Annotated in this window: 19 protein-coding genes and 1 pseudogene; 9 read left to right on the top strand and 11 right to left on the bottom strand. The window is 73.1% G+C overall.

The window, feature by feature from the left end; translation table 11 throughout:
- The first annotated feature begins 37 nt into the window (after window positions 1–37).
- On the top strand, window positions 38–415 hold the full coding sequence (locus ACFXI4_RS32765; protein WP_384997712.1) for an ArsR/SmtB family transcription factor: 378 nt from the start codon (window positions 38–40) through the stop codon (window positions 413–415).
- A gap of 29 nt (window positions 416–444) precedes the next feature.
- On the opposite strand, the gene ACFXI4_RS32760 is transcribed toward ACFXI4_RS32765, so the two are convergent.
- The 3 genes and pseudogenes from ACFXI4_RS32760 to ACFXI4_RS32750 all read right to left on the bottom strand — a co-directional run bounded on the left by ACFXI4_RS32760 (window position 445) and on the right by ACFXI4_RS32750 (window position 4043).
- Window positions 445–1668: a 4-hydroxybenzoate 3-monooxygenase gene (locus tag ACFXI4_RS32760; RefSeq protein WP_384997710.1), complete on the bottom strand. Its 1224-nt coding sequence runs from the start codon at window positions 1666–1668 to the stop codon at window positions 445–447.
- 74 nt (window positions 1669–1742) lie between these two features.
- A pseudogene (locus ACFXI4_RS32755) lies at window positions 1743–3379 on the bottom strand (APC family permease).
- 250 nt (window positions 3380–3629) lie between these two features.
- Window positions 3630–4043 (bottom strand): CoA-binding protein, encoded by a 414-nt coding sequence (locus tag ACFXI4_RS32750; RefSeq protein ID WP_362727658.1) that lies wholly within the window; start codon window positions 4041–4043, stop codon window positions 3630–3632.
- A 199-nt stretch (window positions 4044–4242) separates the two neighbouring features.
- Between ACFXI4_RS32750 and ACFXI4_RS32745 the strand changes: the two genes are divergently transcribed.
- The 5 genes from ACFXI4_RS32745 (at window position 4243) to ACFXI4_RS32725 (ending at window position 10484) form a co-directional block, all read left to right on the top strand.
- Window positions 4243–4974 (top strand): hypothetical protein, encoded by a 732-nt coding sequence (locus ACFXI4_RS32745; protein WP_384997707.1) that lies wholly within the window; start codon window positions 4243–4245, stop codon window positions 4972–4974.
- On the top strand, window positions 4971–5513 hold the full coding sequence (locus tag ACFXI4_RS32740) for a SixA phosphatase family protein (protein ID WP_384997706.1): 543 nt from the start codon (window positions 4971–4973) through the stop codon (window positions 5511–5513). The genes ACFXI4_RS32745 and ACFXI4_RS32740 overlap by 4 nt, the downstream gene beginning before the upstream one ends.
- Window positions 5514–5561: 48 nt before the next feature.
- Window positions 5562–6188, top strand: coding sequence for a YigZ family protein (locus tag ACFXI4_RS32735; RefSeq protein WP_384997704.1), 627 nt, complete (start codon window positions 5562–5564; stop codon window positions 6186–6188).
- Window positions 6189–6295: 107 nt separating this feature from the next.
- Window positions 6296–7459: an exonuclease SbcCD subunit D gene (locus ACFXI4_RS32730; protein WP_384997702.1), complete on the top strand. Its 1164-nt coding sequence runs from the start codon at window positions 6296–6298 to the stop codon at window positions 7457–7459.
- A 34-nt stretch (window positions 7460–7493) separates the two neighbouring features.
- Complete coding sequence (locus tag ACFXI4_RS32725) at window positions 7494–10484, top strand: AAA family ATPase (protein WP_384997700.1); 2991 nt, start codon at window positions 7494–7496, stop codon at window positions 10482–10484.
- A 13-nt stretch (window positions 10485–10497) separates the two neighbouring features.
- On the opposite strand, the gene ACFXI4_RS32720 is transcribed toward ACFXI4_RS32725, so the two are convergent.
- Window positions 10498–10944 carry an Lrp/AsnC family transcriptional regulator gene (locus ACFXI4_RS32720; RefSeq protein WP_384997698.1) on the bottom strand — a complete coding sequence of 149 codons (447 nt, stop codon included), beginning with the start codon at window positions 10942–10944 and terminating at the stop codon, window positions 10498–10500.
- A gap of 134 nt (window positions 10945–11078) precedes the next feature.
- Between ACFXI4_RS32720 and ACFXI4_RS32715 the strand changes: the two genes are divergently transcribed.
- Both ACFXI4_RS32715 and ACFXI4_RS32710 read left to right on the top strand, forming a co-directional pair.
- Window positions 11079–11552, top strand: a complete 474-nt coding sequence (locus ACFXI4_RS32715; RefSeq protein WP_384997696.1) for a rhodanese-like domain-containing protein — start codon at window positions 11079–11081, stop codon at window positions 11550–11552.
- 47 nt (window positions 11553–11599) lie between these two features.
- Window positions 11600–12115, top strand: coding sequence for an immunity 21 family protein (locus tag ACFXI4_RS32710; RefSeq protein WP_384997694.1), 516 nt, complete (start codon window positions 11600–11602; stop codon window positions 12113–12115).
- Window positions 12116–12122: 7 nt separating this feature from the next.
- On the opposite strand, the gene ACFXI4_RS32705 is transcribed toward ACFXI4_RS32710, so the two are convergent.
- The 6 genes from ACFXI4_RS32705 to ACFXI4_RS32680 all read right to left on the bottom strand — a co-directional run bounded on the left by ACFXI4_RS32705 (window position 12123) and on the right by ACFXI4_RS32680 (window position 18205).
- Entirely contained in the window at window positions 12123–13355 is a 1233-nt protein-coding gene (locus tag ACFXI4_RS32705) for a cytochrome P450 (RefSeq protein WP_384997693.1), read from the bottom strand.
- A gap of 34 nt (window positions 13356–13389) precedes the next feature.
- The gene (locus ACFXI4_RS32700) at window positions 13390–14784 is read right to left on the bottom strand and encodes an NAD(P)/FAD-dependent oxidoreductase (protein ID WP_384997691.1); all 1395 of its coding nucleotides are present in this window, start codon (window positions 14782–14784) and stop codon (window positions 13390–13392) included.
- Window positions 14771–14998 carry a ferredoxin gene (locus ACFXI4_RS32695; protein ID WP_384997766.1) on the bottom strand — a complete coding sequence of 76 codons (228 nt, stop codon included), beginning with the start codon at window positions 14996–14998 and terminating at the stop codon, window positions 14771–14773. The genes ACFXI4_RS32700 and ACFXI4_RS32695 overlap by 14 nt, the downstream gene beginning before the upstream one ends.
- Window positions 14999–15143: 145 nt before the next feature.
- Entirely contained in the window at window positions 15144–15818 is a 675-nt protein-coding gene (locus ACFXI4_RS32690) for a hypothetical protein (protein ID WP_362729769.1), read from the bottom strand.
- A gap of 173 nt (window positions 15819–15991) precedes the next feature.
- On the bottom strand, window positions 15992–17680 hold the full coding sequence (locus ACFXI4_RS32685; RefSeq protein WP_384997689.1) for a DUF885 domain-containing protein: 1689 nt from the start codon (window positions 17678–17680) through the stop codon (window positions 15992–15994).
- Window positions 17681–17713: 33 nt separating this feature from the next.
- Complete coding sequence (locus ACFXI4_RS32680; protein ID WP_384997687.1) at window positions 17714–18205, bottom strand: Lrp/AsnC family transcriptional regulator; 492 nt, start codon at window positions 18203–18205, stop codon at window positions 17714–17716.
- A 59-nt stretch (window positions 18206–18264) separates the two neighbouring features.
- Here ACFXI4_RS32680 and ACFXI4_RS32675 point away from each other — a divergent pair, with 59 nt between their 5' ends.
- A complete protein-coding gene (locus tag ACFXI4_RS32675; protein WP_384997685.1) occupies window positions 18265–19473 on the top strand; it encodes a trans-sulfuration enzyme family protein in 1209 nt (402 codons plus the stop codon).
- 98 nt (window positions 19474–19571) lie between these two features.
- Here ACFXI4_RS32675 and ACFXI4_RS32670 read toward each other — a convergent pair whose 3' ends face one another.
- Window positions 19572–21011, bottom strand: coding sequence for a GNAT family N-acetyltransferase (locus tag ACFXI4_RS32670; protein WP_384997683.1), 1440 nt, complete (start codon window positions 21009–21011; stop codon window positions 19572–19574).
- Window positions 21012–21055 lie beyond the last annotated feature (44 nt).

Here is a 21055-nt window from a genome sequence, read left to right as displayed (position 1 = left end):
CGTGGACACGCGACGCCCCCGAGGCCATTATGTGCGTATGAGCGCACGCATGCACCTGTCACCTGCGCACCATGCGCATCCGCGCAGCCCGGGCGAGGAGCAGTTCGCGCTCGCCGCCGAACTCCTTGCCCTGCTCGGCGACCGCACCCGGCTGACGCTGCTGCACGCCCTGACGGCGGGGGAGGCCGACGTGAGCACCCTCACCGAGGTGTGCGGCGCCGCGCGGCCGGCCGTCAGCCAGCATCTGGCCCGGCTCCGGCTGGCCGGTCTGGTGGGCACACGCAAGGAGGGGCGCCGGGTGGTGTACTCGCTGCGCCACGGTCACCTGCGCCGGCTGGTCGACGAGGCGCTGAAGGTGGCGGACCACCGCCTGACCGAGACGTCCGCCGAAGCCCCTGCCGGAGAAGGGAGCTGAGCTTCTCCGGCAGGGGCTTCGGCCGGTGTTCAGAAGGCGGCGGCCGAGCCGAGGTACTGCTCGGCGAAGGCCGTCGCCGCCGGGGGAGACGTGAACAGCCTGCGCAGCCGCGCCAGGCTGGTGCCCGCGAGGAACGGGTCGCCGGATGCCGTCCCGTGGTAGATGCCGGACAGGAACCCGGAGAACTCCTGGTAGTCCCAGACCCGGCGCAGACTGGCGTGCGAGTAGCCGTCCAGCCCGGCGTCGTCGTCCTTGGTGACGTGCGCGGCGAGAGCGTCGCCCAGCAGGAACGCGTCGTGCAGCGCGAGGTTCATGCCCTTCGCGGCGATCGGCGCGGTCAGGTGCCCCGCGTCGCCGGCCAGGAAGAGGCGGCCGAACACCATGGGTTCGACCACGTAGTTGTGCATGTCCAGCACACGCTTCTCGACCAGCCGACCCTCGGTGAGAGGCGGTGCCCCCTCCGCGCCGAGCCGTTCGCGCAGTTCGGCCCAGACCCGGTCGTGCGACCAGTTCTCCGGGTCGTCGCCCGGCGGGCACTGCAGGTAGTAACGGGTGAGCTCGGCGCTGCGCGCCATGTGCCCGGCGAAACCGTTCGGATGGACGCCGAACAGCACGCACTCCGAGGAGGGCGGCGCCTCGGCGAGCAGCGCCAGCCACCCGATGCCGTAGTCCTGTCGGGAGATCCGCATCCGCCCGTCGGGTACCGCGGCCCGTGTCACCCCGCGGGCTCCGTCGCAGCCCGCGACGAACTCGCACCGCAGTACGTGCCGTTGACCGCTCTCGGGATCGACGTACGACACCGCGGGCCGGTCCGTCTCCAGGTCGTGCAGGGTGACGTCCCGCACCCCGAACCTGATGTCCCCGCCGCGGACGTCCGCGTACTCCCGCACCAGGTCCGTCACCAGCAGCGGTTGCGGATAGACGTAGTGGTGACGATTCGTCAGTTGTGCGTAGTCGAACCGGAAACGCTCGCCGCCGAACCGGAACTCGCACTCGCTGTGCACCTGCGCCCGGGCCAGCAGGGTGTCGGCCAGGCCGCGCTGCTGGAGGGCGCGCACCGCCCATTCCTCGATCACCCCGGCCCTCGGCCGGGTCTCGATGAACGGTCTGCTCTCGGTCTCCAGGACCACACAGTCGACGGCGGCGGCCCGGAGGATGTTCCCGACGGTCAGCCCGGCAGGTCCGGCGCCGACGACCACGACCGTACGGCGTTCCTCGGCAGGGGAGTTGAGGTGGGGGGAGGGGTGAGTCACCCCCGCATTATGACCGTGTCCCGTCAGCCACGGCAGGGCCGCCGTGGCTGACGGGACACGCGGGTCGGGGCGGGTCAGTGCGCCGGGGCGTCGGTGACCACGACCTCGTCGATGCTCCGCTCGATGTCCTGGGCCGTGGAAGCCGTCGCCTTGGCCCAGTAGTAGATGGCGACCGAGAAGGCGGCGATCACCACGATGTCCCACCACAGGGCGATGTGGCCCTGGCCGCCGAAACCGCCCTGCCAGGAGATCAGGCCCATGCCGATCAGGTAGACGGGCAGCCACTGCGCGGCCTTGAAGTCCAGCCGGGGGGCGTCCGGCAGGTCCTTGCGGTGGGCGTAGACGCCGTAGCCGCCGAGCAGGACGTAGCCGAGCACGATCGCGATGCCGAGCCGCCACAGGGTGCCCCAGCCCGACCAGTAGATGATCAGGTTGGCGACGACGAAGGACAGCGGGGAGACCAGCTTCCCGAAGGGCAGCCGGTACGGCCGCTCGAAGTGCGGCAGCCGGTCGGCGAAGACGCCGTACGCCAGCGGGGCGCCGGCGTACATCAGCACGCTCGCCGAGGTGATGAAGCTGACCAGCTCCTGCCAGCTGGGGAACGGCAGGAAGCAGATCACGCCGGTCACGAAGGACATGATCAGACCGAACCACGGCACGCCGCGGGCGTCGGTCCTGCTGAAGATCTTCGGCGCGTAGCCGTTCTTCGCCAGACCGAAGGAGACCCGGGAGGTGGCCGTCGTGTAGATCAGACCGGTGCCGCCGGGGGAGATGATCGCGTCGAGGTAGAGGACCCATGCCAGCCAGCCGAGACCGACCAGGGTCGCGAGGCCGGCCCAGGGACCGCTGTCGCCCGCGTAGTGGAGGTGCGCCCAGCCGTGCGCGAAGGTGCTGTGCGGCAGCGCGGCGATGAACACCACCTGGAGCAGCACGTAGATGACGGCGCCGATGGCGACCGAGCCGAGCGTGGCGCGCGGCAGGTCCCGCTTCGGGTTGCGGCTCTCGCCGGCCAGCTGGATGGCCTGCTCGAAGCCGAGCAGCGCGAAGATGATGCCGCTCGTGCTGATCGCGGCGAGCACGCCCTTGGCACCCATGGGGGCGAAGCCCTCGGAGTGGAAGTTGGCCGGGTGGAAGTTGCCGACGGCGATGATGAAGATCGCGGCCAGCGGTACGGCGATCTTCCACCAGGTCGCGGCGCTGTTGGTGTGCGCGAGCACCCGGACGCCGAAGAAGTTGACGCCGACGAACAGGGCCATGAGGATCACGGCCACCAGCAGGCCGCTCGCCGTCAGGGTGCCGTCGGCGTGCTCCAGGTGCTGGGCCCACTTCCAGTGACCGGCGTAACCGATCATGGCCTCGACCTCGATCGGGGCCACGGTCGCCGCCTGCAGCCAGGAGAACCAGCCGAAGGACATGCCGGCCAGTCCGCCGAAGGCGTAGTGCGGGTACCGGGCCGTACCGCCCGCCACCGGGAACATGCCGCCCAGTTCGGCGTGGACCAGCGCCAGCAGCACGATCGCTATCGCGCCGACCACCCACGAGATGGTCGCCGCGGGACCGGCCTGCACGACGGCCTTCTGGGCGCCGTACAGCCAGCCGGAGCCGATGATCGACCCCACGGAGGCCCACATCAGGCCGATCAGCCGACGTCCCGCCTCAGGCCGCCCGAGGGTGTCATGTCCTCCGTGGCGGCTTTCTCGACACTCACCATGTCAAGTGGCCTCTCATTTTCTGAACGCAGATTTAACGAGTAAGGGGCCACAAGCTATGGGTGCGCACCGCTTCGGCTGAAGAGTGTTTTCCAAAACTTGACCCTCGATCTTTCCTGTCTTGGCGAAAGCCTTTGCACAGGTCAGCGAGGGTCATGGAATGTCCGTATTCAGTTTTGGAAAGTGAGAAGAAGGTAAGACAGCAAGCTCAGATCTTCCTCAAATCCGGCTCGGTTCCGGCTCGGCTCGGGTTCAGTTCCGGCTCAGCCTGGGAATTTCGATGGCCGGGCAGTGGTCCATCACCATGTCCACACCCGCGGCCCGCACCCGGTCGTAGGCCGCCTCGTCGACCACCCCGAGCTGGAACCACACGGCCTTCGCCCCCCTCGCCACCGCCTCGTCCGCGACCGCGCCGGCCAGCTCGCTGTTGACGAAGACGTCCACCACGTCCACGGCGAAGGGGATGTCCGCGAGCGAGGCGTAACCCTGCTCCCCGTGCACCGTCTCCGCCTTGGGGTGGACCGGTACGACCCGCTTGCCGAAGCGCTGCAGCACCTGCGCCACTCCGTACGCCGCGCGTTCCCGGTTGGACGACAGGCCGACCACCGCCCAGGTGTCGCCCGTCTCGGTCAGGATCCTGCGGATCGTCGCATCGTCGCCGTACATCGTCGGCCTCCTCGGCTCGGGGGAACATCTGTCGTGGCCAACAGTGCCCGCCCGGACCCTGATTCCCCGGCCCGGGCCGGCCCGGGCCGGGGAATCAGGCGGGGGCATAAGGCGGCTCATGTCCCGCATGTCCCGCCACGGTGACCGGAATCGGCGCAAGGTGCCTGCGTACGGGCCTCAGCCCGCCTACGCTCGGGCCGTGCTCCGCATCCTCGACGCCAAGACCGGTGACACCGTCCCCGCCGCCCCCGCCCGCCGCGCCCTGACCCGGGTCGAGGTCCATGCCTCCGGGTTCGACCTGACGGCGCTGCGGGTGCTGCTCACCACCGACCTGCTCATGCGCGCCCTGGAGATCGGCGGCACCCCGGTGCTCCCCCTGCTCACCGCCGACCGTCACCAGGCCGAGCTGCACGCCGCCGCCACCACCCTCGGCATCCGCCCCTTCGAGGACGGCCGCGACCTCGCGTCGGGACTGGGCGAGGCCCAGGTCGTCCACGTGGCGGCGGCGGGCATGACCGTGCCCGGCGCCGGAGTGACCCTCGCCGTCGCCCCCGCGAGCGGCCCCGACGCCGGTGTCCTCGGCGGCCTCGCCGACCCCGCCGCACTCCGGCTCGCCCTCCTCGACGCTCCGCGCGGCACGGCCGTCCACCTCGGCGCCGGCGCCCTCGACGCGGCCGGCCGCAGGCTCGGCCGGCTCCGGCAGGCGGTGGCCCGTTGGGCGCGCAGTCCCTCGCGGCCGGTGCCGGAGAAGGCGCGCGGACGGCTGCGGGACGCCTGGGAGGACGACCTCGACGTACCCGCGGTGCTCGGCGTCCTGCGCTGGATGGAGGACCAGCCCGAGATCCCCGACGGCGCCCGCTTCGAGACCTGCGCCTACGCCGACCGGCTGCTCGCCCTCGATCTCACCCGTGACCTCGGAGGCGCCGCGTGACCGCCCGGGCCGGCGCGGGACCGCTGCGCCGCCTGGTCGTGCTGAGGCACGCCAAGTCCTCCTGGCCCGAGGGCGTCCCCGACCGGCTGCGCCCGCTCGCGGCCCGCGGACGCCGTGACGCGCCCGCCGCCGGCCGTGCCCTCGCCGAGTCCGACTGCCTGCCCGACCTCGCGGTCTGCTCCACCGCGGTGCGCGCCAGGCAGACCTGGGAGCTGGCCGCCGGCCAGTGGGGCACACCACCACCGGTGCGCCACGACCACAGGGTGTACGCGGCCGGCGTACCCGACCTCCTGGCGGTCGTGCACGAGGTCCCGCCCGAGGTGGAGACGCTGCTGCTGGTGGGGCACAACCCGGGACTGGAGGAGCTGGTCCTGGCGCTGGCCGGGGACGGCCTGGACGACAGCCTCGAGCGGGTCCGTGAGAAGTTCCCGACATCGGCGATCGCGGTCCTGGCCTGGCACGGGACGTCGTGGACCGCGCTGGCCCCGGGGACGGCACTGCTGACGGAGGTGATGGTGCCGCGGGGCGGGCGCGGGTAGGCCGCACCTCGGGCGGGCAGTGCCCGCGGGTCCGCATAGGCTGGGCGGATGCAGGACGAGTACCGCACAGTCGCCCGCGCGGGCACCCACGAGACCGAGGTCAACCGCTCCCGTTTCCTGTGCGCCCTCGCCCCGGCGGCCACCGAGCAGGAGGCCGAAGCGTTCGTCGCGCGCGTCCGCAAGGAGCACGCCGACGCCAGCCACAACTGCTGGGCGTACGTCATCGGCGCCGACGCCTCCACCCAGAAGGCCAGTGACGACGGCGAACCGGGCGGCACCGCCGGGGTCCCGATGCTCCAGATGCTGCTGCGCCGCGACATGCGGTACGTCGTCGCCGTCGTCACCCGCTACTACGGCGGGGTCAAGCTCGGCGCCGGCGGACTGATCCGCGCGTACGGCGGCGCGGTCGGCGAGGCCCTCGACAGCCTCGGTGCGATCACCCGCCGCCGCTTCCGGCTGGCCACCGTGACCGTCGACCACCAGCGGGCCGGCAAGGTCCACAACGACCTGCGGGCCACCGGCCGCGAGGTCCGTGACGTCCGCTACGGCGAGACGGTCGCCATCGAGATCGGGCTGCCGGACGCCGACGTGGACACGTTCCGCGCCTGGCTCGCCGACGCGACCGCGGGCACGGCGGGCCTCGAACTGGGCGGGGAGGCCTACGGGGACGCGTGACGATCCGAATTAACCGGACATAACATCCCTAATCCGTCGGGCTCATGACGGGCTGATACGGGAGTAACCGCCCGTGATGTCAGACCAGCCGGTTAACCTCGGGGATCATGAGACTCCTGCACACTTCCGACTGGCACCTCGGCCGGGCGTTCCACCGGGTGAACATGCTCGGCGCCCAGGCCGAGTTCATCGGCCACCTGGTGACGACCGTGCGCGAGCACGCCGTCGACGCCGTGGTCGTGTCGGGAGACGTGTACGACCGCGCGGTCCCGCCGCTGGCCGCGGTCGAGCTGTTCGACGACGCCCTGCACCGGCTCGCCGGCCTGGGCGTGCCCACGGTGATGATCTCCGGGAACCACGACTCGGCCCGCCGCCTGGGCGTCGGCGCCGGTCTCATCGACCGCGCCGGCATACATCTGCGGACGGAGCCGTCGGCATGCGGAACGCCCGTCGTCCTCACCGACGCCTTCGGCGACGTCGCCTTCTACGGCCTGCCCTACCTCGAACCGGCGCTGGTGAAGGACGAGTTCGCCGTGGAGAAGGCCGGACACGAGCCGGTGCTGGCCGCCGCCATGGACCGGGTCCGCGCCGACCTCGCCGCCCGCGCGCCCGGCACGCGCTCCGTCGTCCTCGCGCACGCCTTCGTCACCGGCGGCGAGGCCAGCGACAGCGAGCGGGACATCACCGTCGGCGGGGTGGCCGCCGTCCCGGCCGGGGTCTTCGACGGGGTCGACTATGTCGCGCTGGGCCACCTGCACGGCTGCCAGACCCTCACCGAGCGCGTCCGCTACTCCGGGTCCCCGCTGGCGTACTCCTTCTCCGAGGCCGACCACCGCAAGAGCATGTGGCTGGTCGACCTCGCCGCCGACGGCACCGTCACCGCCGATCGCCTCGACTGCCCGGTCCCGCGCCCGCTGGCCCGGATCCGCGGCACGCTCGACGGCCTGCTCGCCGACCCCGCCCTGACCCGCCACGAGTCCGCCTGGATCGAGGCCACGCTCACCGACCCGGTCCGCCCCGCCGACCCGATGGCCCGGCTCACAGACCGCTTCCCGCACACCCTCAGTCTGGTCTTCGCCCCCGACCGCGCCCCGGACGACCCCGACGTGACCTACGCCCGACGCCTGGCCGGCCGCACCGACCGCCAGATCGCCGAGGACTTCGTCGCCCATGTCCGCGGCGTGGGCCCCGACCAGCGGGAACTGACCGTGCTGGGCGAGGCGTTCGACGCCGTGCACGCCGATCTCGCGGTGCGCGAGGCGGCACGGTGACGAGGTTCGCGCGACGGATCAGGGAGGCCGCCCAGTGAGGCTCCACCGGCTCGACATCACCGCCTTCGGCCCCTTCGGCGCCACCCAGTGCGTCGACTTCGACGCCCTCTCGGCCGCCGGGCTCTTCCTGCTGCACGGTCCGACCGGCGCCGGGAAGACCTCCGTCCTGGACGCCGTCTGCTACGCGCTGTACGGCACCGTTCCGGGCGCCCGCCAGAGCGGCCAGGGCACCTCCCTGCGCAGCGACCACGCCGACCCGGCCACCCGCACCGGGATCCGCCTCGAACTCACCGTCGGCGGACGCCGGCTGGAGATCACCCGGCAGCCGCCCTGGGAGCGCCCCAAGAAACGCGGCTCCGGCACCACCCTCGACAAGGCCCAGACCTGGCTGCGCGAGTACGACCCGACGGGCGGTGCCTGGAAGGACCTCAGCCGCTCCCACCAGGAGATCGGCGAGGAGATCAGCCAGCTGCTCGGTATGAGCCGCGAACAGTTCTGCCAGGTCGTCCTGCTGCCACAGGGCGACTTCGCCCGCTTCCTGCGCGCCGACGCGGGCGCCCGTGGGCAGCTGCTCGGCCGCCTCTTCGACACCCAGCGCTTCGCCGACGTCGAGAGGCGCCTCGCCGAGCGCCGCAAGGCGACCGAGGCCCGGGTGCGGGAAGGCGACTCGGCCCTGCTGACCGCCGCGCACCGCATGCAGCAGGAGGCCGGCGACGCGATGGAGCTGCCGGAGCTGGCCCCGGGCGAGCCCGGACTCGCCGAGGCCGTCCTCGCCGCCGCCGCCGTAGCCCGCAGCACCGCCCGCGAGCGGCTCACCGTCGCCCACTGCCGCCTCAGCGCGGCCGAGTCCGCCCGGTTCGCCGCCGACCGTGCCCTGGCCGACACCCGCGAACTCGCCCGGTTGCAGGCCCGGTTCGCCGAGGCCGGGGAGCGGGCCGCACGGCTGCAGGAGCGGGCCGGGGACCGCCGTGCGGCGCAGGCGCGGATGGAGCGGGGACGGCAGGCGGCGACGGTGGCGCCGGCGCTGGAGCTGTGGGAGGCCGCCGCGGCCGCGCACCGCGAGGCGGCAGCCGCCGAGGCACGCGCGCGTGCGCTGCTGCCGGAGACCTTCGCGGAAGCCGGTGCGGCGGGGCTCGCCGCCGCCGCCCGCCGGGCGGCCGAGGAACTGGGCGGGCTGGAGTCCGCGCGCCGGGCCGAGCGACGGCTCACCGAGGTCCTCGCCGAGCGCGGGCGCCTGGACCGGCAGGAACGGGACGACGAGGACGTCCTGCGCGAGGCCGCGGGCTGGCTCGCCGACTGGGACGCCGTGCGCGCCGGGCTGGGGACCCGGATCGACTCCGCCCAGGAGGCCGCGACCCGCGCCGAACAGCTCGCCGTGCAGCTCGACCCCGCCCGCCGGCAGCTGGAGGCGGCGCGGCTGCGGGACGAGCTGGGCCGGGACACCGACGAGGCCCAGCGCGGGGCCCTGGCCTCCGCGCGCCGGGCCGTGGACGCGCGGGCCCACTGGCTCGACCTCAAGGAACAGCGGCTGACCGGCATCGCCGCCGAGCTGGCCGCCGAGCTCACCGACGGCGCCCCCTGCGCGGTCTGCGGGGCGACCGAACACCCGGCGCCCGCGCGGAAGTTCGCGGGGCACGTGGACCGGGAGGCGGAGGAGCGGGCGCTCGCCGCCCATCAGCGCGCCGACGAACAGCGCGCCGAGGACGAGCGGCGCCTCGGCACCGTCCGTGAGGCACTCGCCGCCGCCACCGCAGCGGCCTCCGACCTGCCCACCGGTCGGCTGGAGGCCCAGCTGGAGGAGTTGGAGCAGGAGTACGCGCGGGCCCGGCGTGCGGCCTCCGACCTGCACGCCGCGCACGAGGAGCTGCGGCTCGCCGAGCAGGAGCGCGAGCGCCGGCTGGCCGGCCGGCAGCAGGCCGAGGTCCGGGCCGCCGCCCGGCTGACCCGGCGGGACGGTCTCGACTCCGAACAGAATTCCCTGGAGGAGGAGTTGACGGCGGCCAGGGGAGGCGCCGCCAGCGTCGCCGCCCGGGCCGGGCAGCTGGAGCGCCGGGCGGCGCTGCTCACCGACGCCGCCGACGCCGCCCGCACCGCCGCCGACAGCGCGGGACATCTGAAGGACGCCGACGCCCGGCTCGCCGACGCCGCCTTCCGGGCCGGCTTCGGCACCCCGCAGGACGCGGCCGCCGCCCTCCTCGGCGACACCGCCCACCGAGAACTCCAACGGCGCCTGGACGACTGGCAGTCCGAGGAGGCGGCGGTGCGCGCGGTGCTGGCCGAGGCCGACACCGCGGCGGCCGCCCAGCGGCCGCCCGCCGACCTCGCCGCCGCGGAGCGCGACGCCGCCGCGGCGGCCCGGCGGCTGCGCGACGCCACCTCCGCCCGGGACCTGGCCGACCGGTGCTGCGCGGAACTCGACCGGCTGTCCGCCCGCGCGACCGGGGGCGTACGCCTTCTCGGGCCCCTGCGCGAGGAGTACGAGCGGGTCGCCCGGCTCGCCGCCCTCACCGCCGGCACCTCCGCCGACAACGAGCGCCGGATGCGGCTGGAGTCGTACGTCCTGGCCGCCCGCCTGGAACAGGTCGCCGCCGCCGCGACCGTACGCCTGCAGCGGATGTCCTCCGGCCGCTACACCCTGGTTCACTCCGACGACCGGACCGGACGCGGCCGCAGCGGTCTCGGGCTGCACGTGGTCGACGCCTGGACCGGACGCGAGCGGGACACCGCCACCCTGTCCGGCGGCGAGACCTTCTTCGCCTCGCTGGCGCTCGCCCTCGGCCTCGCCGACGTGGTCACCGACGAGGCCGGCGGAGTCCGGCTCGACACCCTCTTCATCGACGAGGGCTTCGGCAGCCTCGACGACCAGACCCTGGACGAGGTCCTCGACGTCCTGGACTCACTGCGCGAACGCGACCGCAGCGTGGGCATCGTCAGCCATGTCCCGGACCTGCGCCGCCGCATCCATGCCCAACTGGAGGTGACGAAGGGCAGATCGGGCTCGGCGCTGTACCAGCGCGGGGTCTAGGCCGCCACACGTCCTAGGTGCTGATGCCGCGGCGGGGGAGGGGCGAGGAGTAGACGACGCTGGTCGTCACCGAGCCCAGGGTGCCGATCCTGCCGGTGATCTCCTCCAGGTGCCGCATCGAGCGGGCGGTGACCTTGATGACGAAACAGTCGTCCCCGGTGACGTGGTGCGCCTCCAGGATCTCGGGGGTGGCGGCGACCAGGTCGTGGAAGGGCCGGTAGTTGCCGTTCGGGTAACGCAGCCGGACGAAGGCGAGGACCGGCAGGCCGAGCCGCACCGGGTCGACCACGGCCGCGTACCCCTGGATCACCCCCGCCTCCTCGAGGCGGCGCACCCGCTCGGTCACCGCGCTCGGGGACATCGCGACGGCACGCGCCAACTCGGCGAAGCTGGCCCGGCCCTCGCGCTGGAGGACTTCGAGGATGCGCCAGTCGGTGGCGTCCGGGGAAAACACGGTCATGGCGGATGGATAGCAGGGAATCCCCGGCCGGACAAGGGCAGGGCCGGGGATCGTGCCTTCAGGGCGACCGGTCACCGGCCGTAGATTTCCGGTCATGGAGATCCGCCGCACCGTCGGCCAGTGAAAGGCCCCAGATGACCGTCACCACCGTGAACCCCGTCCTGCGTGTCGCCCCCGCCGCGCCCGCCGAGGCCGCCGCCCACTTCCGGGCGGCCCTGGCTTTCCACGCCGACGTCTCCGACGTGGCCGCCGCCCTGGCCGCGGACGGCGACCCCGGCTTCGTCGTCCTGGACTGCCGCTCCACGGAGTCCTGGGACCAGGGCCACGTCCCCGGCGCCGTCCACCTGCCCACCGCGCTCATCCCCGGACAGGCGGCCCGGCTCCTCGACAGGGAGGTGCCCGTGGTGACGTACTGCTGGGGTCCCGGCTGCAACGGCGCCACCCGCGCCGCCCTCGCGTTGGCCGAACTCGGCTACCGTGTCAAGGAGTTGCTCGGCGGGTTCGAGTACTGGGCGCGTGAGGGCTTCGAGTTCGAGACCTGGCGGGGCCGTATGCGCAGGGCCCCGGACCCGCTGACCGCACCCGTCGACGGCGACTGCGGTTGCTGATGCCCGGCGGCGAACTTGTGCCGTCGCTGTACGTGTAGGTTCACCCCATGACTCGTTATGCGGATCCAGGCGCGGTGGAGTGGGTGGAGTCGGGCGGCGGCCCGCTCGTGGCGGTTCCGGAGACGGTCCTGCCGTTCTGGGCCGGAGCCGACAGCGAGGAACTGGCCACCGACTACGACCGGGCCTGCGAGGTGGACGGCTACGTCGGACTGCTCCCGGTCGGGGACAGCGCGGCCCTGGTCTTCGGGGACGAACCCGCCTCGACGTCCTTCCTGCCGGACCACGGCACCTTCGTACGGTGGTCCGCCGCCGGCTCCGAGGACGAGCTCCTGGCCCAGGTACCCGCCGCGCTCGACAGCGCGGTCTGGGAGAACGGGATCCACTGGCAGGTGCCGGGCCCCGTCGTCCTGTTCGACTCCGCGTGGCCGGGCGGCGAGGCCGAGGGCGGCGACCACCTGCGGGTCCCGCTGGAGGCCGGCACCTACGAGGTGCACGCCGCCTACACCAGGCCCGGCCCGGAAACCTGGCTGGGCCTGGTGCGGTTGCGCAGGATCGAGAACTGACCGGCCGTCACTTCAGGCCGTCGATGGCGATGTTGAGATGGCGCGGGCCGCGCAGCACCGCGTTCGGGCGGTAGGGGGGCGGGTCCTCGACGAGCCGCGGGTTGTCGAGGCGACGCGCCAGCTGGGACAGCGCGAGCTGGGCCTCGATGCGGGCCAGCGGAGCGCCGAAGCAACTGTGGATGCCGCTGCCGAAGCCGAGATGCTGGATGTCCTGGCGGTCCGGGTCGAAGCGGTCGGGGTCGTGGAACCGCTCCGGGTCCCGGTTGCCGGCGGCCAGGACCAGCCAGATGCGCGAACCCTTCGGGATGGTCACCCCGCGCACCTCGATGTCGGCGATGCAGGTGCGCTGCGGCACGAGCTGCACCGGGGGTTCGTAGCGCAGCAGTTCCTCCACGATCCGCACCGACAGCCCCGGGTCGTTGCGCAGCCGCTCCAGGACCTCCGGGTGCCGCAGCAGCGTGAGCATGCCGTTGGTGATCAGGTTGACGGTCGTCTCATGTCCGGCGATGAGCAGCAGCACCGCGGTGCTCAGCACCTCCATGGTCGTCATGGCGCCGTCCGGACCGCTGCTGTGCACCAGATCGGACAGCATGTCGTCACGGGGTTCCTTCACGCGCTGCTCCACCAGCCCGTTCAGGTACATGCCGAGCTGCAGCCGGGCCTCCTGCGCGGCGCGCTGGGATTCGGCTGCCGTACGGCTGTCGGGGTCAAGGCCCGCGACGATCGGGTCGACCCAGGCACGGAAACGGGGCTCGTCCTCGCGCGGCACGCCCAGCACCCGGCAGATCGCGGTGACCGGGAAGGGGTACGCGATCTGGTCGACCAGGTCGAACTCCCGCGCGTCCCCGAGGCCGTCGATGAGACCGGTGATGATCTCCTCCAGCTGGCCCCGCATGTTGTCGATCCGGCGCGGCCGGTGCGGCGGCCCGAACGAGCTGTTGGCGATCCTGCGCAGCCGGTCGTGCTCCGGCGGGTCGAGCCGGATGAAGCTCGGCGGCAGCCCGGTCGCCTCCGGACCGGACAGGTCGTCGTGGCCGCCGACGGTCACGTTGGACTCGTCGGAGCTGATCCGCGGATCGTGCAGCAGGGCCTCGATGTCGTGGTAGGAGCTGATGATGTAGGGGCCGTCGTCCTCCTCGTGCAGCACCGGAGTCTTGCGGAGTTCCTCGTACACCGGGTACGGGTTGGCGCGGTTCGCGAAGTCGGTGATCTGGCGCAACATCGAGGTCTGCGTCGTCATGACAGGTCCTTGGAGCGTCGGGGCCGGGGCACGGTCAGTGGCGGGCGGGGTGGAAGACCAGCTGCTGGTCGGTCGGCGAGTAGCCGCTGAGGGTCACCATGGGGCCGTGCGTCGGCAGCGCGGGGTCCGGGAAGTCGGCGTCGACCGGCACCCGGCCCTCGGGACGCCGGTCCACCGTCGGGAACTCCACCGGGAACGGCGCGCCCCTCTCGATCTGCCGCTGGTAGAACTCCAGCCACCGGGTGTTGTCGAAGCTCACCGCGGCGATCGTCCGGCCCTTGCAGCCGTAGACCCCGACGAACCGGCGTTCGGCCAGCGAGCCCTGCGTGATCATGATCTGGTCGCCCATCGGCGGCACCCCGACCGACTTGATGTTCACCCCGAACTGGGACGACCAGAACGCCGGCACCCACAGGTGGGGCCGGCGCTCGGCGCTCGGGCTGATCATGTTGTGCGCGGCGATCTCGGCCTGCGCGACCGCGTTGCCCCAGTGCTCCAGGGAGAGGAACTGGTAGCCGAACAGCGCGTGCGGGGACCGGGCGACATCCCCGGCCACGAAGATGTCGTCGGTGACGATGCCCCGGAAGTCGAAGGCACGGCAGCCCGCGTCGCAGGCGATGCCCCGGGGGCCCGCGCCGAGACCGGAACCGGTCAGCCAGCCGGTGTTGCGGGTCGCGCCGAGCGACACGATCACGACGTCCGCCTCGACGATGCTCTCGTCGGACAGGTGGACGGCACGCACCCGGCCGGCCGGGTCGCCCTCCAGCGCGGTGACCGTCACCCCGGTGCGCAGGTCCACCCCGTTCTCGCGGTGCATGTCGGCCGCCACCGCGCCGATCACCCCGCCGAGCGCCCCCACCAGCGGCGCGCCCGCGCGTTCCGCGACGGTGACCTCGATGCCGTGCTCCCGGCAGGCCGAGGCGATCTCCGAACCGGTGAACCCCGCGCCGATCACGAACACCCGGCGCGGGCCGGCCTTCAGCCGCCGCAGCAGCGCGGTGGCGTCGTCCCGGGTGCGCAGGGTGAACACGCCGTCCAGCCGGGCCTCGTCCTCCTTGGGCCAGGGCCGGGCGCTGACTCCGGTCGCGATCAGCAGACGGTCGTACTCGACCTCGTCGCCGTCGGCCAGCCGGACCCGCTTGGCCTCCAGGTCGAGACCGGTCGCCGCGACCCCCAGCCGCCACTTCGCGTCGATCTCCCGGCGGTGGGGAAGTTCGGTGTGGTTCGGGGACGCCTTGCCGAGCAGCACCGCCTTGGACAGCGGCGGCCGGTCGTACGGCTCGTACGGCTCGTCGCCGATCATGGTGAGTTCGCCGGCGAAGCCCTCGGCGCGCAGCGTCTCGGCGCCGCGCAGCCCGGCCAGTGAGGCACCCACGACGACGATCCGGCCCTCCCGCCGGAGCCAGTCGAGATAGTCAGCGGGCGCCATCGGACGTCCCTCCCGCGAAGCCGTTCAGGCCGTCGGCGCTGATCGCCTGCACCGGGCAGGCGGCGACCGCACGGGCCAGCCGTTCCCGCTGCTCCTCCTCGGCGTGCGGGTTGTAGACGAGGGACTCCTCGCCGTGCATGGCGAAGACGTCCGGAGCCAGGAACGCGCACTGCGCGTATCCCTGACATCTGTTGAGATCGACGACAAGGCGCATCATGGCTCCGCCCTTCCGGTGGCCAGGTGTCGTACGTACCGCCACTCCGTGGCTTCAAGTCTCGGACGGCGGAGAACTCCCCGCACGTCAGCATGGGATCCCGCACCCGGCGCCGCGCGCCGGAGGGTTCCGAACGGGTGAGCGCTCAGGGGGCCGGGGCAGCGGCGGAGCGGCGGAAGCTCTCCATGACGATGTACACACTGAGCAGCAGGGACCAGGCCGGGAACACCAGCTCCGCCCAGGGCACGGCGGCGGAGACGAACAGCAGGACGAGCGCGGTGAGGAAGCCCAGGAGCGTCAGCCAGCGGGGCAGGATGCCCAGGCGGTGCCCGATCACCGACGTGGAACAGACGAAGACGGCCGCCATCCGCATCGCGTACTCGATCATCAGCGTGTAGGCGAGGTGCTGGCCGAAGTCCCAGGTGGGCCGGGAGGGTGAGGTCCCCGCCGGATGGGAGGTGGCCAGCACGGCCGAAGCCACCGCCGCGGCGGCGAACATGGTGGCCGTGAAGACCAAGGCGCTGCCGAGGTACACGGTGGCCACGAACCGGTCCTCGGCGTCGCCGACGTGCGAGCGGACGGCTCCGACGAACCACAGGAAGAAGATGCCGGCGAACGGCACCAGCAGGAGGGCCCAGCGGACGGCGCTGCGCCGGGAGGGGTCCGGCTGCTGGAAGGAGACCGCGTCGGCGCCCTGGGGGATGCCGAGCCGGATGAGCACGATGGCGGCCGCGAGCAGCAGCGCGAACACGATCCCGGCCACGCCGGCGGCGCGTGGGGTCTGCAACGGCTCCCGCCGTGGGGTCGTGGAGATCTGCATGCGCGGCTCGCTTCCTGTTGCCGGTGGCCCCTGGCACCAGAAAGCCTCCTGCCATCGGCCGCCGCCACCGGAGCACCCCCGAACGGCAGACCGCGACGACCCGGTGGCGGCCGTCACCGGGCGCCCACCGGTGGTGGGCGCCCGGACCGAGGCGGCCGCTCCTCAGACCGCCGTCACAGCTGCGACAGTTCGTCCACCAGGTCGTCCAGGCCCAGCGAACCCTGGGACAGGGCCGCCATGTGCCAGGTCTTGAGGTCGAAGGCGTCGCCGCGCCGCTCGCGGGCCTGCTCGCGGCCCGTCAGCCAGGCCCGCTCGCCCAGCTTGTAGCCGATGGCCTGCCCCGGCATGGACAGATAGCGGGTCAGCTCGCTCTCCACGAAGTCCGCCGGCCGGCTGCTGTGCGCGCCGAAGAACTCCTGTGCCAGTTCCGGCGTCCACCGCTCCCCGGGGTGGAAGGGGGAGTCTTCCGGGATCGTCAGCTCCAGGTGCATCCCGATGTCGATGATGACCCGCGCGGCGCGCATCATCTGCGCGTCCAGGTAGCCGAGCCGGCGCTCCGGGTCGGTGAGGAAGCCCAGTTCGTCCATCAGCCGCTCCGCGTACAGCGCCCAGCCCTCGGCGTTGGCACTGACCATGCCCACGCTGGCCTGGTAGCGGGAGAGGTTCCCGGCGATGTGCTTCCACTGGGCCAGCTGGAGGTGGTGGCCGGGAACGCCCTCGTGGTACCAGGTCGAGACCAGGTCGTAGACCGGGAACCGGGTCTGGCCCATGGTCGGCAGCCAGGTGCAGCCCGGGCGCGAGAAGTCGTCCGACGGCGGCGTGTAGTACGGCGCCGCGGCGCTCCCCGGAGGCGCGATCCGGGACTCCACGCGGCGGACCCGCTCGGCCAGGTCGAAGTGGGTGCCGTCCAGCTTCTCGATGGCCTCGTCCATCACGGACTGCAGCCAGCGCTGGACCTCGTCGACCCCCTCGATGTGGGTGCCGTGCTCGTCCAGGTGCGCCAGCGCCACCCACGGCGTGGCCGCGCCGGGCAGGATCTTCTCCGCCTCGGTCCTCATCTCGCCCAGCAGCCGGTGGTACTCGGACCAGCCGTACGCGTAGGCCTCGTCGAGGTCGAGGTCGGTGCCGTTGAAGTAGCGCACCCAGCGGGCGTACCGCTCGCGGCCCACCACGTCGGGGGCGCCCTCGATCGCCGGCGCGTAGACGTCCCGCATCCAGTCACGCAGCGCCGCGACGCCCCGGGTGGCGGAGCGGGCGGCCTCGTCCAGTTCGGCGCGCAGCGCCTGTGGCCCGGCCGCGGCGAACTGCTCGAACCAGCCCTGCCCGTCGCCCGGGCCGGCCCATTCGCCGAGCTGCTCGACGAAGGTGGCGGTGGCACGCGGGCCCGCGTACAGCTTCCGCTCCAGACCGAGTTCCAGGGACTGCCGGTAGCCCTCCAGCGCCGCCGGTACGGCACGCAGCCGCTCGGCGATCGCCGTCCAGTCCTCGTCGGTGGCCGTGGGCGTCACGGTGAACACCTGGCGCACCGCGTGCGCGGCCGAGCTGAGGTTGCTGACCGAACGCAGGCTCTCGTCCGCCTCGTGCACGGCGAGGGAGGCGGTCAGCCGCTCGCGCAGCAGGCGGGCACAGCGACGCTCGATGTCACTGTCCGCGCCGGGCTGCCGTTCGGCCTCGGCGAGCCTTGCGAGCGTGTCCCGCTGGAGCCGGGCGAGCGCCTCGTCGCCGGCCGGCGAGGTGTCGGGCAGCCGGCTCGAACTCTCTTTGACGCCGAGGAACGTACCGGTGATCGGATCGAGGGCGATGAGCTCGTCGACGAAGGTGTCGGCGACCTGACGGGGCAGCGGGCTCTTGGTCTGTGACATGCGGTCCATCCTCGTACGACGGGCCGCCGGACGTCACGGGGTTTGGGCCGACGGCGTGGGCGGGAGCAGCGGTCCGCACTCCCACTGCTGGAAGATCAACCGGGTCTCCACCCGGGCCACTTCGCGCTGGGACGTGAACTCGTCCAGGACCAGCCGCTGGAGGTCCGTCATGTCGGCCACCGCCACATGGACGAGGTAGTCGTCGGGACCGGTCAGATGGAACACCGTCCGGGACTCCGGCAGTGCCCTGATCCGCTCCACGAACGGCCCCACCAACTCCCTTCGGTGCGGCCGCACCTGCACCGACAGCAGCGCTTGGAGACCGCGCCCGAGCTTGGCCGGGTCCAGCTCGAGGCGGTGCCCGAGGATCACTCCGGAGCGCCGCAGCCGGGTCACCCGGTCCAGACAGGTCGACGGTGCCACGCCCACCCGCGCGGCGAGATCGCGGTAGGTGGTCCGGGCGTCGTTCTGCAGCAGCCGAAGCAGATGCAGATCGACCGGATCCAGTACGACAGATTCGGCCATACGGCGAACGTAACACGGTGTCCGCTTCCGGTACCCCGCTCGATGTTCACCCTTCGGGCATGGACTCGACGAGCACCCACGACGACTCAGTGGGCATCTACGACGACTCGGTGCACCCCCGCGGCGGTGCGACGCGGCGGTCCGGCGCCGCGCGTGCCCTGGCCACCGAGGCCGTGCACGCCGGCCGCGACGACCTCGCCCGGCAGGGTCTGCACGCCCCGCCGATCGACCTGTCCACCACCTACCCGTCCTACGACAGCCGCGGCGAGGCCGCCCGCATCGACGCCTTCGCCACCGACGGCGCCGACCCCGTCGGGCCGCCGGTCTACGGACGGCTCGGCAATCCGACGGTCGCCCGCTTCGAGACCGCCCTGGCCCGACTGGAGGGCACCGAGTCGGCCGTCGCCTTCGCCAGCGGCATGGCCGCCCTGAGCGCCGTCCTCCTCGCCCGCGCGGCGGCCGGCCTGCGCCATGTCGTCGCCGTCCGGCCCCTGTACGGGTGCAGCGACCACCTCCTCACCGCCGGTCTGCTCGGCACCGAGGTCACCTGGACCGACCCGGCCGGCGTCACCGACGCGCTGCGCCCCGGCACGGGGCTGGTGCTGGTCGAGTCCCCGGCCAACCCGACCCTCGCCGAACTCGACCTGCGGGCCGTCGCCCACGCCTGCGGCACGGTTCCGCTGCTCGCCGACAACACCTTCGCCACCCCGGTGCTCCAGCGCCCGGCCGAACACGGTGCCCGGCTGGTGCTGCACAGTGCCACCAAGTACCTCGGCGGCCACGGCGACGTCCTGGCCGGTGTGGTCGCCTGCGACGAGGTCTTCGCCGGGCAGCTCAGGAAGATACGTTTCGCCACCGGGGGTGTGCTGCACCCGCTGGCCGGCTATCTGCTGCTGCGCGGCCTGTCCACGCTCCCGGTCCGGGTCCGGGCCGCCTCCGCCACCGCCGCCGAACTCGCCCGCCGGCTCACCGCCGACCCGCGCGTGGCCCGCACCCACTACCCGCGCCTGGGCGGCGCGATGATCGCCTTCGAGGTGGAGGGCGATCCGCACGCGGTCGTCTCCCGGGTAGGGCTGATCACCCCGGCCGTCAGCCTCGGCAGCGTCGACACCCTCATCCAGCATCCGGCCTCCATCAGCCACCGGGTGGTGGACGAGTCGGACCGGCGCGGCGCCGGGGTGGGCGACCGCCTGCTGCGCCTGTCGGTGGGCCTGGAGGACGTCGACGACCTCTGGGCCGACCTGGACCGGGCCCTGGGGCCGCGTTGACCGGGCACTCGGGAGCGCGGGGCCGAAGGGAGGCGCGGCTCCGCCGCGCGGCCGCGATCAGCCCCGCGCTCCCGCAGGCCGCGGGACGGGCCTGAGCCCTACGGCGCTTCGGCCCTCCCGCTCTCACCCGCGCCGGAGAGCCGTCCCGTGGCGGTCACGGCACGCCCCGGCTCGGCCGCCAGCCGGGCCGTGATGACCAGCGTCCCTTCCTCGATCTGATAGTCCAGCGGCAACTCCAGCCCCCGCATCGCCGCCACCATCGCGGTGTTGGACGCCTGCGTCACCGCGTACACGCTCTCGCAGCCCGCCTCGACGGCCATGCCCACCAGACGCCCCAGCAGCTCGCGGCCGATCCCGCGCCGCTGCCAGTCGTCCTCGACGAGCAGGGCGACCTCCGTCTCGTCCCCGTCCCACAGCAGGTGCCCGAGGCCGACGATCCGGCCCGAGGCGGTCTGCACGGCCAGCGTCCGGCCGAAGCGGGGGCTGAGCAGGTGGTTCAGGTAGCGGTCCGCGTCCCCGACCGGGCCGTGGTAGCGCAGCCCGAGGGTCCGTGCGGAGCAGCGCTCGTGCATGGCCTTCGCGGCCCGCACGTCACCGGTGCCGGCCCGGCGTACGGTGATCTCCCTGCCCTCGGGCAGGGTGAGCACGTCCTGACTGTGCGGGATGCGCGGCCCGAGCCGGGCGTCCAGTTCGACGAGCGCGCGCGCCCGCGCGAACTCGGTCGGGGTGAACGGCAGATACGGCCGCTCCACGGTGATCACTCCACCCTCCGGTGCGCGCAGCCGCATCACGGTGTCCTCCAGCACCCCTTCGACGGGAACCGTCTCGGGGCGCCGGGCCCCGCCGACCGGATGGGCGGGGAGCGAGCGGATCGTGCACCTTCCCAACAACTGCCGGAGGGCCAGCGGAAGTTCCGCCGCGTCCAGCGCGGTTCGGGTCGCCAGGCCCAGCACCCGGGTCGGGGCGTCCACCAGATCGTGCGCGTCGGCCCGCTCGATCCAGGTGTCCCTGCCCCCGGCCAGCGCGACCGCCCGGGTGATCCCGCCCGCGGTCAGCGGGCGCGGAGCCCGCAGCAGGAACTCGTCGACCGTGCCGTCGCCCAGCGGATGCGTCTGCAGGTTCAGGATGTCGACCGCGTGCCCGGCGAGCGCGGCGCACAGCACGGCCAGCGAACCGGGCTCGTCCCGCACGGTCGTGCGCAGCCGCCACAGCGTGCTGCCCGCGCCCTCGCCCCCCGGGGCCGCCGCGCCGGGCCCGGCCTGCCGCGTCCTGGTGACGGCCGGCCGGGCGTCGGTATCGCTTCGGGTCACCGGAGGTGCGTGACCTGGGCGCCTGGCCCACCACACGTGGAAGCCGGCCGTCGCGGCCAGCACCAGTGCCGAGATCACCAGCATGGCCGGGCCGTCGGGCCCGTGCCCGATCAGGTTCGCCACCGCGTCCGCGACCGCGACGGCCGTGAACAGGGCGGCGAGTTCGACGACGTCCCGCCGCCAGTGGTGCACGGGCCGTCCGTGCCGTGTGCGGCTCACGTCAGACATGTCTCGATTCATGCATCCACTGTGAAGGAAGGGTGTTGCGTGAT

This window comes from Streptomyces sp. NPDC059224 (assembly GCF_042754285.1).
GTDB lineage: Bacteria > Actinomycetota > Actinomycetes > Streptomycetales > Streptomycetaceae > Streptomyces.
Note: the sequence above shows the minus strand (reverse complement) of the source record. Positions and strands in the feature narration are given on the sequence as shown.